This is a genomic window from Actinokineospora bangkokensis (genome assembly GCF_001940455.1).
GTDB lineage: Bacteria > Actinomycetota > Actinomycetes > Mycobacteriales > Pseudonocardiaceae > Actinokineospora > Actinokineospora bangkokensis.
Genome location: NZ_MKQR01000026.1, coordinates 18,070 through 32,524, shown reverse-complemented (window position 1 = coordinate 32,524; position 14,455 = coordinate 18,070). Strand labels below are relative to the sequence as shown.

The window sequence follows — 14,455 nt, the reverse complement described above, 5'->3', positions numbered from 1 at the left end:
GGAGCGGGCGTGAGCACCCTGGTGACCGGCATCGGTGAGCTGACCACGCAGGACGACGACCTCGGCGTCCTGCGCGGCGCGGCCCTGGTCCTCGACGGCGAGCGCGTCGCGTGGGTCGGCCCCGCCGCCCAAGCCCCGCCCTGCGACACCGCCGTCGACGTCGAGGGCCGCGCGGTCCTGCCCGGGTGGGTCGACTCGCACACCCACCTCGTGTTCGCGGGCGACCGCACCGCCGAGTTCACCGCGCGCATGGCCGGGGAGCCCTACGCGGCGGGCGGCATCGCGGTCACCGTCGAGGCCACCCGCGCCGCCACCGACGACGAGCTCCGCGCGAACCTGCGCCGCCTCGTCGCGGAGGCCGCCGCCCAGGGCACCACCTGCGTCGAGACCAAGACCGGCTACGGCCTCACCACCGAGGACGAGCTGCGCGCGGCCCGCATCGCCGCGCAGGAGGTCGACGAGGTCACCTACCTCGGCGCCCACCTCGTGCCCCCGGGCGCGGACCCCGACGAGTACACCGCCCTGGCCGCGGGCGACATGCTCGCCGCCGTCGCCCCGCACGTGCGGTGGGCGGACGTGTTCTGCGAGGTCGGCGCCTTCGACGAGGCCCAGTCCCGCCGCGTCCTGTCCGCCGCGCGCGCCCACGGCCTCGGCCTGCGCGTGCACGGCAACCAGCTCGGCCCCGGCCCCGGCGTCCGCCTGGCCGTCGAGCTCGGCGCCGCCAGCGTCGACCACTGCACCCACCTCACCCCCGCCGACGTCGACGCCCTCGCCTCCGCAGGCACGGTGGCCACCCTGCTGCCCGCCTGCGACCTCAGCACCCGCCAACCCCTGCCCCCCGCCCGCACCCTCCTCGACGCGGGCGCCCGCGTCGCCCTGGCCACCAACTGCAACCCCGGCAGCAGCTACACCACCTCCATGGCCTACTGCGTCGCCACCGCCGTCCTCCAGATGCGCATGACCGTCGACGAGGCCATCCGCGCCGCCACCACCACCCCCGCCCACAGCCTCGCCCGCCCCGACCTCGGCCACCTCGCCCCCGGCGCCCGCGCCGACGTCCACGTCCTCGACGCCCCCAGCCGCACCCACCTCGCCTACCGCCCCGGCACCCCCCTCACCCACGCCGTCTGGCGCAAGGGCACCCGCGTCCGCTGACCACCGCTCAACCCGACCTGGAGCAGCTCCGGGGTTACGTTGGGGGCATGGAGTACACGAACCTCGGCCGCAGCGGCCTGTCGGTGTCCCGGTTGGTGCTGGGGACGATGAACTTCGGTCCGGAGACCTCGGAGGAGGACTCCTTCGCGATCATGGACAAGGCGCACGAGCACGGCCTCAACTTCTTCGACACCGCGAACGTCTACGGGTGGAAGACGGGGGAGGGGGTCACCGAGCAGATCATCGGGCGGTGGTTCGCCCAGGGCGGGGGGCGGCGGGAGCGGACCGTCATCGCCACGAAGCTGTACGGGTCGATGGGCAGCTGGCCCAACGACGACAAGCTCTCCGCGCTCAACATCCGGCGGGCGGCGGAGGCGTCGCTGCGGCGGATGCAGACCGACCACATCGACCTCTACCAGATGCACCACGTCGACCGGGGGACCCCGTGGGACGAGATCTGGGAGGCCTTCTCGGTGCTGCGCCAGCAGGGCAAGGTGCTCTACTTCGGGTCGTCGAACTTCGCGGGCTGGCACCTCGCCCAAGCGCAGGAGGCGGCCCGGCAGCGGGGGTTCCTGGGGCTGGTGAGCGAGCAGTCGATCTACAACCTGCTCAACCGGTTCGCCGAGCTGGAGGTGCTGCCCGCCGCGCAGCACTACGGGCTGGGCGTGATCCCCTGGTCGCCGCTGCAGGGCGGGCTGCTCGGCGGGGTCCTGCGCAAGATCCGCGAGGGCGGCGCCTCCCGCGGGTCCAACGAGCGCGCGTCCGCCGGGCTGGAGAAGAACCGGGCCGCCATCGAGGCCTTCGAGGACCTGGCGGGCGAGCTGGGGGAGAACCCGGCGGACGTGGGCCTGGCGTGGGTGCTGGCGCAGCCGGGGGTCACCGGGCCGATCATCGGGCCGCGCACGCTGGAGCAGCTGGAGGGGTCGCTGCGGGCGCTGGAGGTGGAGCTGTCGGCGGAGGTGCTGGCGAAGCTCGATGAGCTGTTCCCGGCGCCGGGGCCCAACGGCGCCAAGCCCGCACCGGAGGCGTACGCCTGGTAGTTCGGCGGGCGTGGGGCCTGCCGCGGGCTCTCGGAAGCGGCTTGGGTGGTGGGCCCGGTTGGGTGGATCCGCTTGGTCGGGGGCCCTACGGCGATCATGTGCTGCGGGCGGGAAAAGGCGGGCTGGAAAGACGCCCGCCCGTCCCGTTGGGTAGCACATGATCGCCTCCCCCGACCAAGCGAATCCACCCAACCGGGCAGGGCCCGCTGTCCGGGTTCGGCTTCGGTGGGTGGGCGCCTTCTCGTGCAACTACGGCCCATGCTGGCGCGGGGGTAGCCCGGGCAAGGGGACCCCTGTTTTCAACGTTACCGGTGGGGGGCGACGGAACTCGACCCCGGCGAGGTGGCTGTGGACAACTCGGCTGGGTGTGGGCAGCTCGGGAGGCGGGGCGCTACTCGTCGAACTCGTCGTCGCGGGCCAGGAAGGTGGCGAGGCGCTCCACGGCGTTCTCGAACTCGGGGTTGTTGTCGACGAAGGCGCGCATGCGGTCGGCCAGCCAGGAGAGGGTGACCTCCTCCTCGCCGCGGCGCTGCTCCAACTCTTCGATGCCCCGGTCGGTGAAGTACACGGGCCGGATCGTACGCGCTAGGTTCGGGCGATCGTCCAACAGGCGCGGGCGACGTCGCAGAGGCGGTCCTTGGTCTGCGGTGCCCGGGTGACGTACGGGGTGGCGTAGGCGGTGCCGAGGGTGGCGTCGACGTGGCGGAGGGCGGAGAGGGCCCAGTCCTGGTCGTAGGCCTTGCCGGTGGGCAGCCAGCGGTCGAGGTAGGCGCACAGCAGCTCTGCGTCGCGGTGGGTGCCGAAGTGGGCGAGGGTGCCGCAGTAGCCCGACCCGGCGTGGGCGACCCCGCTCTCCAGGAGCAGGGCGCCGACGCGCTCGCGGTGGGCGGTGCGGTTGCCGAAGGCGACCAGCCAGGTGGCGGTGAGGCGTTCGCGCCAGCCGCCGTCGAACAGCTCGGACAGCTCGGCGTCGGTGATGGCCTCGCCGTCGGCGCGCAGCGCGCGGCGGAAGTCGACCCACTTCTGGCCCTGGAAGAAGAACCCCATCCCCAGCAGGTCCATGTACCGATCGGCGACGGTGTAGCGCTCGATGGTGCCGGTCATCGCTCCCCCTCGTTCCCCTGGGGCAACGCTCCCACAGCGAGGCCCCCACCCGGCAGGCGGGTGGGGGCCTCGTGCGGTCTCAGGCGGTCAGTCGAACGCCTTGGCGATCAGCGACCGCTGCTCCAGGTCGTGCACCTTGCTCGAACCGACCGAGGGGGCCGACATGGGGCGGCGCGACACCCGGGTGATGCGGGTCAGCCGGTCCGGGAACAGCTCCGGCAGGACCAGGCCGTAGAACGGCCAGCTGCCCTGGTTCGCGGGCTCCTCCTGGACCCAGCGGAAGTCCGACACGTTCGCGTACCGGTCGAACACCGCGGCCAGCTTCTTCTCCGGCACCGGGTACAGCTGCTCGACGCGCACGATGGCGGTGTCGGTGGCGCCGCGCTTCTCCCGCTCCGCGACCAGCTCGTAGTAGAGCTTGCCGGAGACGAAGAGCACCTTGGTGACCTGCGCCGGGTCGGCCGAGGCGTCGTCGATGACCGACTGGAAGCGGGTCTCGGGCAGGAAGTCCTCCACCGGGGAGGTCGCCGCCTTGTTCCGCAGCATCGACTTGGGCGTGAACACCACCAGCGGGCGCTGCACGCCGTCGAGGGCGTGGCGGCGCAGCAGGTGGAAGTAGTTCGCCGGGGTCGAGGGCAGCGCCACGGTCATCGAGCCCTCCGCGCACAGCTGCAACCAGCGCTCGATGCGGCCCGAGGTGTGGTCGGGGCCCTGGCCCTCGTGGCCGTGCGGCAGCAGCACCACCACGTCCGAGCGCTGGCCCCACTTGGCCTCCGACGAGGAGATGTACTCGTCGATCACCGACTGGGCGCCGTTGACGAAGTCGCCGAACTGCGCCTCCCACAGCACCAGCGCCTCGGGGTTGGCCACCGAGTAGCCGTACTCGAAGCCCAGCGCCGCGTACTCCGACAGCGCCGAGTCGTAGACCATGAACCGGCCCTGCTCGTCGGACAGGTTCTGCAGCGGCAGGTACTCCTTGCCGGTCTTGCGGTCGATCACCGCGGCGTGCCGCTGGGTGAACGTGCCGCGCCGGGAGTCCTGGCCAGCCAGCCGCACGACCCGGCCCTCCAGGTTCAGCGACCCGAACGCCAGCAGCTCGCCGAAGGCCCAGTCGATGCCGCCCTCGCGGGCCATCTTCACCCGCCGCTCCAGCACCGGCTTGACCCTCGGGTGCGGGGAGAAGCCCTCGGGCAGCGCCAGGTGCGCGTCCGCGATGCGCTCCAGCACCTCCCTGGCCACGCCGGTGGCCAGCTTCGCCGGGACCTGCTGCTCGGACTCCACCGACGGGCTCGGCGAGATCGGGTGCTTCTCCAGCTCCCTGACCTCGTTGAACACGTGCTCCAGCTGGGAGGAGAAGTCGCGCAGCGCCTTCTCGGCCTCCTCGACGGAGATGTCGCCGCGGCCGATCAGCGACTCGGTGTAGCCCTTGCGGACCGAGCGCTTGGTGTCGATGATGTCGTACATCCCGGGCTGGGTCATCGACGGGTCGTCGCCCTCGTTGTGCCCGCGGCGGCGGTAGCAGACCAGGTCGACCACGACGTCCTTGCCGAACGCCTGCCGGTAGTCCATCGCCAGCCGGGCCACCCAGTAGCAGGCCTCCGGGTCGTCGCCGTTGACGTGGAACACCGGCGCCTGGATCATCTTCGCGACGTCGGTGGCGTACTGCGAGGACCGGGAGTTCTCCGGGGCGGTGGTGAACCCGACCTGGTTGTTGATGATCACGTGCACGGTGCCACCGGTGCGGTAGCCGCGCAGCTGCGAGAGGTTCAGCGTCTCGGCCACCACGCCCTGACCGGCGAACGCGGCGTCGCCGTGCAGCGCGACCGGCAGCACGGTGAAGCCCTCGCCGCCCTTGTCCAGCAGGTCCTGCTTGGCCCGCACGATGCCTTCGAGGACCGGGTCGACGGTCTCCAGGTGCGAGGGGTTGGCCGTCAGCGACACCTTGGTCTCGCCGTCGCCGAACATCCGGAAGTACTTGCCCTCCGCGCCCAGGTGGTACTTCACGTCACCGGAGCCGTGCGCCTGGCCGGGGTCGAGGTTGCCCTCGAACTCCTGGAAGATCTGCGAGATCGGCTTGCCGACGATGTTGGCCAGCACGTTGAGGCGGCCGCGGTGCGGCATGCCGATGACGACCTCGTCGAGCTCGTACTCGGCGGCCTTGTCCAGCACCGTGTCCAGCAGCGGGATGACCGACTCGCCGCCTTCGAGCGAGAACCGCTTCTGCCCGACGTACTTGGTCTGCAGGAACGTCTCGAACGCCTCGGCGGCGTTGAGCTTGCTCAGCACGTACTTCTGCACCGCGGCGGCGGGCTTCTCGTGCGGCACCTCCACCCGCTCCTGGATCCACCGGCGCTCGTCGGGGTCGAGGATGTAGGTGTACTCCACGCCCACGGTGCGGCAGTAGGAGTCGCGCAGCACGCCGAGCACGTCACGCAGCCGCATCCGCTCCTTGCCCGCGAACCCGTCCACGGCGAACTCGCGGTCGAGGTCCCACAGGGTGAGCCCGTGCGAGAGCACGTCGAGGTCGGCGTGCTTGCGCTGGCGGTAGTTCAGCGGGTCGGTGTCGGCCATCAGGTGACCGCGGGTGCGGTAGGCGTCGATGAGCGCCAGCACCCTGGCGGTCTTGTCGACGCCCTCGGCGGCGATGTCCTCGGTCCAGCGGATCGGCTCGTAGGGGATCCGCAGCGAGGTGAAGATGTCGTCGTAGAACCCGTCCTCGCCCAGCAGCAGGCGGTGGATCTCGCGCAGGAACTCCCCGGACTCCGCGCCCTGGATGATCCGGTGGTCGTAGGTGGACGTCAGCGTGATGATCTTGCTGATGCCCATGTCGACCAGCGTCTTCTCGCTGGCGCCCTGGAACGGGGCGGGGAACTCCATCGCCCCGACGCCCAGGATCGTGCCCTGGCCCACCGACAGCCGCGGCACCGAGTGGTTGGTGCCGATGCCGCCGGGGTTGGTCAGCGAGATGGTGGTGCCCGCGAAGTCGTCCGCGGTCAGCGCGCCGTTGCGGGCCTTGCGGATGATGTCCTCGTAGGCCTGCCAGAACTGCGAGAAGGTCATCCCCTCGCAGCCCTTGATGGAGGCGACCACCAGGTTGCGCGCGCCGTCCTTGCCCGGCAGGTCGATCGCCAGCCCGAAGTTGACGTGCTCGGGGGTGACCACCGAGGGCTTGCCGTCGACCTCGGCGTAGTGCCGGTTCATGTTCGGGTACGCCTCAAGCGCCCGGAGCATGGCGTAGCCGATGAGGTGGGTGAAGGAGACCTTCCCACCGCGGGTGCGCTTGAGGTGGTTGTTGATGACGATGCGGTTGTCCGCCAGCAGCTTCGCGGGCACCGCGCGCACGCTGGTGGCGGTGGGCAGCCCCAGCGAGGCGTTCATGTTCTTGGCGATCGCCGCGGCGGGCCCGCGCAGCGGCTTGCGCTCCTCGCCGCCGGGCGCCGCGGCCTTGCTCTCCCCGGCCTTGGCGGGCGGGGTCTTCGCGGGCGCCGCGGTGGTCTTCGGCGGCGCGGCCTTGGCGGGGGCGGGCGCCTTGGCGGCGGGCTTGGCCCCGCCCTGCTCACCCCCGGTCTCGGCGGCGGGCTGCGCGGCCTTGGGCGCCTCGGCCCTGGGCGCCGCGCCGTTGGCCGCGGGCTTCGCGGCGGGCGCGGACCGGGTGGCGGTGGCCGTGGCGGTGCCCGAGCCCGCCGTGTCCTTCCCCGCCTCGGCCTGCGCGGAACCGGCGGCGCGCGGGGTGGGCTTGTAGTCGGCGAAGAAATCGTGCCACGCGGAGTCCACCGAATCGGGGTCCGCGAGGAACTGCTCGTACATCTCTTCGACGAGCCACTCGTTGGCGCCGAACTGTGACGCGGGACTGCTGCTGGACACGGCTGGCTCTCGCCTCTATCCATTCTCGATCTGGTATTGAGCACAACTCTTCGCCAGGCTAGTCCTCCCCCCTGGCGGAGAAGCACCCAACCGGGGGGCCGTGAGGCACCTCATGCTCTGGATCGGTTGAGAGACCGATCCACCGCGGCCGGGCGCCGGTGAGCGGCTGATCACGAGCGCCGGGCGGTCCCGCCCGGACAGACGGGCTGTTGCGGCGGCCCCGGCCGGTCAAGACCGGGTCCGTCACACCGCCGCGCCCGGTGCGCGAACGGCCCAACCCGCTACCCCGTCCGGGGTGGTCGAGCTGCACCGATCGGGTGTGCCGACCCCGGTCCTTGAGGATGGCTTGATGTTCCGATTTGTCTGCTTCCTCCCCCCGGTCACCCGCGCCTGTCGCTGAACGGCACCATCCGCTCGACGTCCGGTCGCCCACCCCCGCCGCCGTCGTGGTCGCCGCCAGCGTTGGCGGTGTCGTCGGTGTCGGCTGTGTCGGCTCTGTCGTCGGCGGAGTGCCGGGGGGCGGGCGGCTCGGCGGTGCCCAGCTCCCACAGCCGGGCGTAGTGCCCGCCCAGCGCGATCAGCTCGGCGTGCGACCCGCGCTCGACGATCCGGCCCCCGTCGAGCACCACGATCAGGTCCGCCCTGGCCGCGGTCGCCAACCGGTGCGCGACGACGAACGTCGTCCGCGCGGCGGCCACCTGGTCGGCGGCCGCGAGCACCTGCCCCTCGGTGGCCGGGTCCAGCGCCGCGGTGGCCTCGTCGAGCAGCAGCACGTCCGGGCGCACCAGCTCCGCCCGCGCCAGCGCCACCAGCTGCCGCTGCCCCGCCGAGAGCCCCTGCCCGCGCTCGCCCACCGGCTGCCGGAACCCCTCGGGCAGCGACGCCACCATCTCCAGCGCCCCCACCGCCCGCACCGCGGCCTCCACCCGCGCGGGCTCGGCACCCGGGTCGCCGTAGGCGACGTTGCGGGCGATGTCCCCGGTGAACAGGTGCGCCTCCTGCGGCACCACGCCCAGCCGCCCGTGGAACCCGTCGAGGTCGTAGTCGCGCAGGTCCACCCCGTCGACGAGCACCGCCCCCGCGGTCGGGTCGTAGAACCGGGCGATCAGCTTCACCACCGTCGACTTGCCCGCGCCCGTGGCCCCGACCAGCGCCACCGTCTGCCCCGGCGCCACGCTCAGGTCCAGGTCCGCCACGGCGGGCTCGGCGGTGCCCGGGTAGGTGAAGCTCACCCCGCGCAGCTCGACCGCCCCGCGCAACCGCTCCGGCACGGGCACCGGGTGCTCCGCCGCCTTGATCGAGGTGGGGGTGCGCAGCAGGTCGGAGATCCGCTGCAGGCCCACCCGCGCCTGCTGGTAGCCGTCGAACACGCTGGACAGCTGTTGCAGCGGGGAGAAGAACAGCCCCAGGTACAGCAGGAACGCCAGCAGCACACCCGGTTGCAGGGTGCCCGCCGCGACCCCGTGCGCCCCCACCACCAGCACGCCCGCCTGCGCCAGCCCGGACAGCATCGTGATGAACGGGAAGTACGTCGCCACGTACCGCTGCGCCCGCAGCCTGCTGCGCCGGTAGGCCTCGCTGCGCGCCGCGAACGCCGCCGCCGACCGGTCCTCCCGGGTGAACGCCTGCGCCACCCGCAGCCCGGACACGTTCTCCTGCAGGTCCGCGTTCACCGCGCTGACCCGCTCGCGGGCCTCGGCGTACGCCCGCGACGACACCCGCTGGAAGACCACCGTGGCCACCGCGACGACCGGCACCACCGCCAGCGCCACCCACGCCAGCGACAGGTCCGTGACCAGCAGCGCCACCGTCACCGCCACCACCGTCAGCACGCTCGACACCGCCGAGGTGAGCCCGGTCTGCAGGAACGTCGACAGCGCGTCGACGTCGGTGGTCATCCTGGTCATGATCCGCCCGGCCAGCTCGCGCTCGTAGTAGTCGAGCCCGAGCCGCTGGAGGTGGGCGAAGCTGCGCACCCGCAGCACGTACAGCAGCCGCTCGCCCACCCGGGCGGTGAGCACGGTGTTCACCGCGGTGGTGAACCAGGAGACCACCACCAGCGCGGCCGCGATCGCGGTGACCACCCACAGCGTCGTCAGGCTCGCGGTCACCACCCCGGAGTCCACCCCGGCCCGCACCAGCGACGGCATCGCCGCCGTGGTGGCCGCGTCGAGCACCACCAGCCCCAGCACCACCGCCAGCGCGCCGCGCGCGGGCCGGACCAGCGTGCCCAGCCGGAACCCCGGGTCGGGCGCGGTCGGGTCCTCACCGGGGCGCAGCCGCGGGGTGTCGCGCACCGGGGGCAGCGCGGCGACCTGCGCCAGCAGCTCCGGCGTCGGCGGCATCCCGCCCAGGGCCGCGGAGTGCCCGCCCGGACCGCCGATCGACGCGGTGGGCTGCCGGGTGCTGTTCGCGCCCAGCTCCTGCTCCCGCTCCCGCGGCCACAGCTGCGGCGTGGTGCCGTCCGGGCCGGGCACCAGGTCGGCGTGGTCGTGCCGGGTCGCGGTGTCCTCGATGTCCTCGTCCGGCCCGGCCAGCAGCGCCCGGTACAGCTCGCACCGCTGCTGGAGCTCGGCGTGCGTGCCGACGTCGACCACCCGCCCGCCGTCGAGCACGGCGATCCGGTCGGCCAGCGACAGCGTCGAGCGCCGGTGCGCCACCAGCAGCGTGGTGCGGGTGGCGGTGACCGCGCGCAGCGTGTCGTGGATGGCCGACTCGGTGGCGGTGTCCACCGCCGACGTCGCGTCGTCGAGCACCAGCACCCTGGGGTCGGTCAGCAGCGCCCTGGCCAGCGCCACCCGCTGCCGCTGCCCGCCGGACAGGGTCAACCCGCGCTCGCCGACCACGGTGGCGTAGCCCTGCGGCAGCGCGCTGATGAACTCGTGCGCCTGCGCCGCCCGCGCCGCCGCCTCCACCTGCTCGTCGGTGGCGTCCGGCACGCCGTAGGCGATGTTGGCCCGCACGGTGTCGGAGAACAGGAACGCCTCCTCGAACACCACCCCCACGGTGTGCCGCAGCGACGCCAGCCGCAGCTCGCGCACGTCCACCCCGCCGACCCGCACCGCCCCCGACTGCACGTCGTAGAACCGGGGCAGCAGCAGCGACACCGTCGACTTGCCCGACCCGGCCGTGCCCACCAGCGCCAACGTCTCACCCGGCGACACGCTCAGCGAGACCCCGTCGAGCACCGGCTCGCTGCGGGTGTAGCCGAAGGAGATCCCGTCCAGCTCCACCGCCACCGGCCCGTCCGGCACGTCCACCGCGCCCGGCCGGTCCACCACGTCCGGCTGCGAGTCGACCAGCTCGTACACCCGCTCCACCCCGGCCCGCGCCAGCTGCGCGTTCACCAGCAGCCCCGACAGCAGCCGGGTCGGCCCCACCAGGTTCGCCACGTACCCGGCGAAGGCCAGGAACGTCCCCAGCGTCACCTGCCCGTTCAGCGCCAGGTACCCGCCCAGCGCCAGCACCGCCACCTGCCCCGCCGCGGGCATCGCCACCAGCGTCGCCGCGGGCCGCGAGGTCAGCCGGGCCGCGCGCATCCGGTCCCCGAACAGCGACCGCGCCGCCCCCTCCAACCGGGCGACCTCGCGCGCCTCCTGCCCGAAGCCCTTCACCACCCGGACCCCGGTCACCGCCTCCTCGACGTGCTGGGCCAGGTCCGCCGCCCGCTGCTGGGCCGACCAGGTGGCCGGGAACAGCGTCGTGCGCGCCCGCACCGCCGCGTACGCCACGATCGGCGTCACCACCAGCGCGACCACCGTCAGCAGCGGCGACAGGTACACCATCGCCGCCAGCGCGGCCACGGCGAACACCACCGTGCCCACCGACAGCGGCACCATCATCAACAGCCCCTGCACCAGCTGCAGGTCGGTGATCGAGCGCGACACCACCTGCCCGGTGCGCAGCGCGTCCTGCTTGCCGCCGTCGAGCCGCTGCACCGCCTTGAACACGTCCTGGCGCAGGTCGTGCTGCACGTCCAGGGCCAACCGGCCGCCGAGGTAGCGGCGCAGGAACGCGCTGGCGAACGTCAGCAGCTCCATGACCACCAGCGCGGCCACCAGCCAGCCCAGCCGTGACGTCCGACCCGCCACCGCGTCGTCGACGACGAACTTCACCAGCAGCGGACCCGCGGCCTGGAACCCCACCCCCACCGCGGACGCGCCGAGGGACAGCAGGACCAGCCGCCTGTGCTTCCAGCAGGCGGCCCACAACCGGCGGATCCACCCGGGACCGGGGGCAGGGTTCTCGGACACGAAAACGAGCCTAGGCCGAAAGCCGCGGCCGCGGTGAACCACGCCCGCGCCCTGTGGACAACTCGTGGACCACCACCGCGACGACCCTGTGGACAACTCCCCGGGACGCAGGCGGGGGGCCACCCGGCAACTGCCGGACGACCCCCCCGCGAGCCAGTCGGGGTCAGGTGATGTCGCGCGACTTGTTGCGCAGCAGCCCGGTGACGAAGAACAGCGCCGTCCACGCCGCGAAGACCAACCCGCTGATCCACAGCGAGAACGCCCCCGGCGCGCCCGCCACCAGCCGCGCCGCCTCGTCGAAGGTCTCCTTGCCCTCCTCCGACAGCCGCACCCCGCCCTGGGCCAGCACCAGGTTCTGCAGCTGGTCGAACAGCAGCGCCGCCGCCGTGGAGCTGGTCAGCCCGTTGGCCGACCCGTTGGGCAGCAGGCCCGCGATGTGGTTGACCGCCTCGTTCGGCGTGCCCGCCAGGAACACCTCGATCACCGGGCCGATGATCAGCGCGTACACCAGCAGCGACACCAGCGCGCCCACCGGGCTGCCCACCAGGGCGCCGAAGCCCAGCCCCACCAGGGTCCAGAGCACGCACATGAGGATGCCCGCGATGAGCGTGAGCACCCAGTCCCCGGCCCCGGGCAGGTAGTCGCCGCCGCCGAGCGCGGTGCCGATGCTGACCCCGCCCGCGATGAGCACGCCGAAGATCACGCCCCACACCACGTAGGTCAGCGCCTTGGCGCCCAGCACCGCCGCGCGCGTCGGGCCGGTGAGGAACGTGGTGGTGATCGTGCGGCGGCTGATCTCCGAGGCGATGCCCAGCGCGCCGAACACCATCGGGAACACCGAGGCGATGTTCATCCCGCGGGCCAGCGCGATGATCGACCAGGACATCTCGTCGAAGCTGATGCCCGTCTCCTGCAGCAGGTCCGTGCGGTTGACCTCGTCGGCGATCGTGGACGTCAGCGCCGAGGCGGCCCACGCCCACAGCACCGACAGCGCGAACGCGGGGATCATCAGCGCCCACCACAGCTTGGTGGTGAGGATCTTGCGGAACTCCGCGTTGATGAGCCTGACCATCAGTTGCCGCCCCCCTGGCCGGTGTTGTCCTGCTTCGACCCGGCCGCGCCGCCGTCGGTTCCGGCGGGCGGGGTGTCGGCGGTGGCGTCGGTGTCGGAGGTGGACGGCGCTCCCGCCGCCGTCGCGTCCGAAATGGGCACAGCGGGCTCGTCCGGCGCCGCGGCGGGCGGTGCGGTCGGGTCGCTCACGGTCTGGGTGATGTCCGCGTCGTCCTCGGGCGCGGCGGGCGCGGGCGGCACGTGCACCGGCTGCACCGGGGCGGGCTCGGCGGGCGACCCCTGCTGCGGCGGGGCCTGCTGCGGCACCGGCGCCTGGAAGGGGGAGGGCTGCTGCGGCGGCGCGTAGGGCGACTGCCCGTACTGCTGGGTCGGCTGCGGCGGCTGCCCGTACTGCTGCGTGGGCTGCGGCGGGTACTGCTGCTGCGTCGGCTGGGGACCGGGCTGCTGGCCGTACCCGCCGTAACCGGGCTGCTGCTGCCCGTACCCCTGCTGCTGCCCGTACCCGGGCGGCGGCGCGTACCCCTGCGGGGCGCCGTACCCGGGCTGGGCGTAGCCGGGCTGGGCGGCGAAGCCGGGGGCCGCGTACTGGCCGTTGGTCAGCCGGAAGAACAGCTGCTCCAGGTCGACCCGCTCCTCCTGCACCCCGTACAGCGCCACCCCCGCGCCCGCGGCGACGTCGCCCACCTGCTGCACCGACGCGCCCACCACGGCGAGCCTGCCGTCGGGCAGCTGCTGGAGGTTGGTCAACCCCGCCCCCTGCAACGCGGTCGCCAGCGCCCCCGCGTCCGCCGGGGTCACCAGGACCCGCGACTGCTGGGAGGCGCGCAGGTCGTCGAGGCGGCCGTAGAACATCGTCTGCCCGCGGCTGACGATCACCACCTGGTCGATCGTCTGCTCCACCTCCGCGAGCAGGTGGCTGGAGATCAGCACCGTGCGCCCGGCCGCGGCGTAGGCCTTGAGGAACTGCCGCAGCCAGGCGATGCCCTCCGGGTCCAAGCCGTTCGCGGGCTCGTCGAGCACGAGCACCTGTGGGTCGCCCAGCAGCGCGGTCGCCAGCGCCAGCCGCTGCTTCATGCCCAGCGAGAACCCGCCCGCCGAGCGGTCCGCCGCGGCGCCCAGGCCCACCAGTTGCAGCACCTCGTCGGCGCGCGAGTCCGCGATCCCCATCGCCGCGCAGTACACGCGCAGGTGGTTGCGGGCGGTGCGCCCGGGGTGGAACCCCTGCGCCTCCAGCACCGCGCCCACCACCCGGCCCGGGTTGCCCAGCCGGTCGAACGGCACCCCGTTGATCGTCGCGGTGCCGGTGGTCGGGCGCACGAGCCCGAGCAGCATCCGCAGGGTCGTCGTCTTGCCCGCGCCGTTGGGCCCGAGGAACCCGGTCACCGACCCCGGCTCCACCGCGAAGCTCAGGTTCTGCACCGCCGGGATCGGCCCGAAGTTCTTGCTCAGGTTCTGCACCACGATGCGGCCACTGCCGTCCTGCACGGGCCCCTCCAGCTCGCCGACCAAGTCGTGCGGGCCATCTTGCCCCATCCCACCGGGCCCCCGCCGGGCGCTCCGCGCAACCGCGCCGGTCAGCCCCCGCGCCGCGCCGGGTGCAGGTGCGCCAGCACCTCACCGGAGGGCGAGCGCAGCACCCCCGGCTCCACCCGCCGGGTCCGCCGCCTGCGCAGCCGCCGCGCCCCGCCGCCGTCACCCACCAGGTGCTCCTGGGCCAGCCGCCACACCGGGCACGGCCAGCGCCGCCTGCCCGACCACGACACCGCCGGGCACGCCGGGCAGCGCCCGTCCCCGTCCGGCTCGTGCACCGCCAGCAGCAACCGCCACCCGTCGGCGAGCCGGGTGATCTCGGTGCGCGCCAGCGGCAGCAGCGTGCGCGCGTCCGCCGACCCCGCGGCCTCGTCCAGCTCCACCAGCCGCCGCAGCACCGCCGAGCGCAGCGCCTCGTCACCGGTCACGGCTCACCCA

The 14,455-nt window shown here is 73.3% G+C and carries 9 protein-coding genes; 2 read left to right on the top strand and 7 right to left on the bottom strand.

Translation table 11 applies throughout. The annotated features are described in order from the left end of the window. Positions 1-9 precede the first annotated feature (9 nt). Both hutI and BJP25_RS22750 read left to right on the top strand, forming a co-directional pair. A complete protein-coding gene (hutI, locus tag BJP25_RS22755; protein ID WP_075977051.1) occupies positions 10-1,155 on the top strand; it encodes an imidazolonepropionase in 1,146 nt (381 codons plus the stop codon). A 47-nt stretch (positions 1,156-1,202) separates the two neighbouring features. After that, positions 1,203-2,195 (top strand): aldo/keto reductase, encoded by a 993-nt coding sequence (locus BJP25_RS22750; protein WP_075977050.1) that lies wholly within the window; start codon positions 1,203-1,205, stop codon positions 2,193-2,195. 391 nt (positions 2,196-2,586) lie between these two features. On the opposite strand, the gene BJP25_RS35100 is transcribed toward BJP25_RS22750, so the two are convergent. The 7 genes from BJP25_RS35100 to BJP25_RS22720 all read right to left on the bottom strand — a co-directional run bounded on the left by BJP25_RS35100 (position 2,587) and on the right by BJP25_RS22720 (position 14,445). After that, positions 2,587-2,763 carry a DUF6104 family protein gene (locus BJP25_RS35100; RefSeq protein ID WP_198943588.1) on the bottom strand — a complete coding sequence of 59 codons (177 nt, stop codon included), beginning with the start codon at positions 2,761-2,763 and terminating at the stop codon, positions 2,587-2,589. Between the two features lie 17 nt (positions 2,764-2,780). Then, positions 2,781-3,299 (bottom strand): DUF6000 family protein, encoded by a 519-nt coding sequence (locus BJP25_RS22745; protein ID WP_075977049.1) that lies wholly within the window; start codon positions 3,297-3,299, stop codon positions 2,781-2,783. An 87-nt stretch (positions 3,300-3,386) separates the two neighbouring features. After that, positions 3,387-7,163 (bottom strand): multifunctional oxoglutarate decarboxylase/oxoglutarate dehydrogenase thiamine pyrophosphate-binding subunit/dihydrolipoyllysine-residue succinyltransferase subunit, encoded by a 3,777-nt coding sequence (locus tag BJP25_RS22740; protein ID WP_075977048.1) that lies wholly within the window; start codon positions 7,161-7,163, stop codon positions 3,387-3,389. A gap of 380 nt (positions 7,164-7,543) precedes the next feature. Then, positions 7,544-11,416, bottom strand: coding sequence for an ABC transporter ATP-binding protein (locus BJP25_RS22735; RefSeq protein ID WP_084794405.1), 3,873 nt, complete (start codon positions 11,414-11,416; stop codon positions 7,544-7,546). A 163-nt stretch (positions 11,417-11,579) separates the two neighbouring features. Then, positions 11,580-12,488 carry an ABC-2 transporter permease gene (locus BJP25_RS22730; protein WP_084794403.1) on the bottom strand — a complete coding sequence of 303 codons (909 nt, stop codon included), beginning with the start codon at positions 12,486-12,488 and terminating at the stop codon, positions 11,580-11,582. Beyond that, on the bottom strand, positions 12,488-13,972 hold the full coding sequence (locus BJP25_RS22725; RefSeq protein WP_084794552.1) for an ABC transporter ATP-binding protein: 1,485 nt from the start codon (positions 13,970-13,972) through the stop codon (positions 12,488-12,490). Before BJP25_RS22725 ends, BJP25_RS22730 begins: the two co-directional genes overlap by 1 nt. 89 nt (positions 13,973-14,061) lie before the next feature. Beyond that, complete coding sequence (locus BJP25_RS22720) at positions 14,062-14,445, bottom strand: hypothetical protein (protein ID WP_075977047.1); 384 nt, start codon at positions 14,443-14,445, stop codon at positions 14,062-14,064. Positions 14,446-14,455 lie beyond the last annotated feature (10 nt).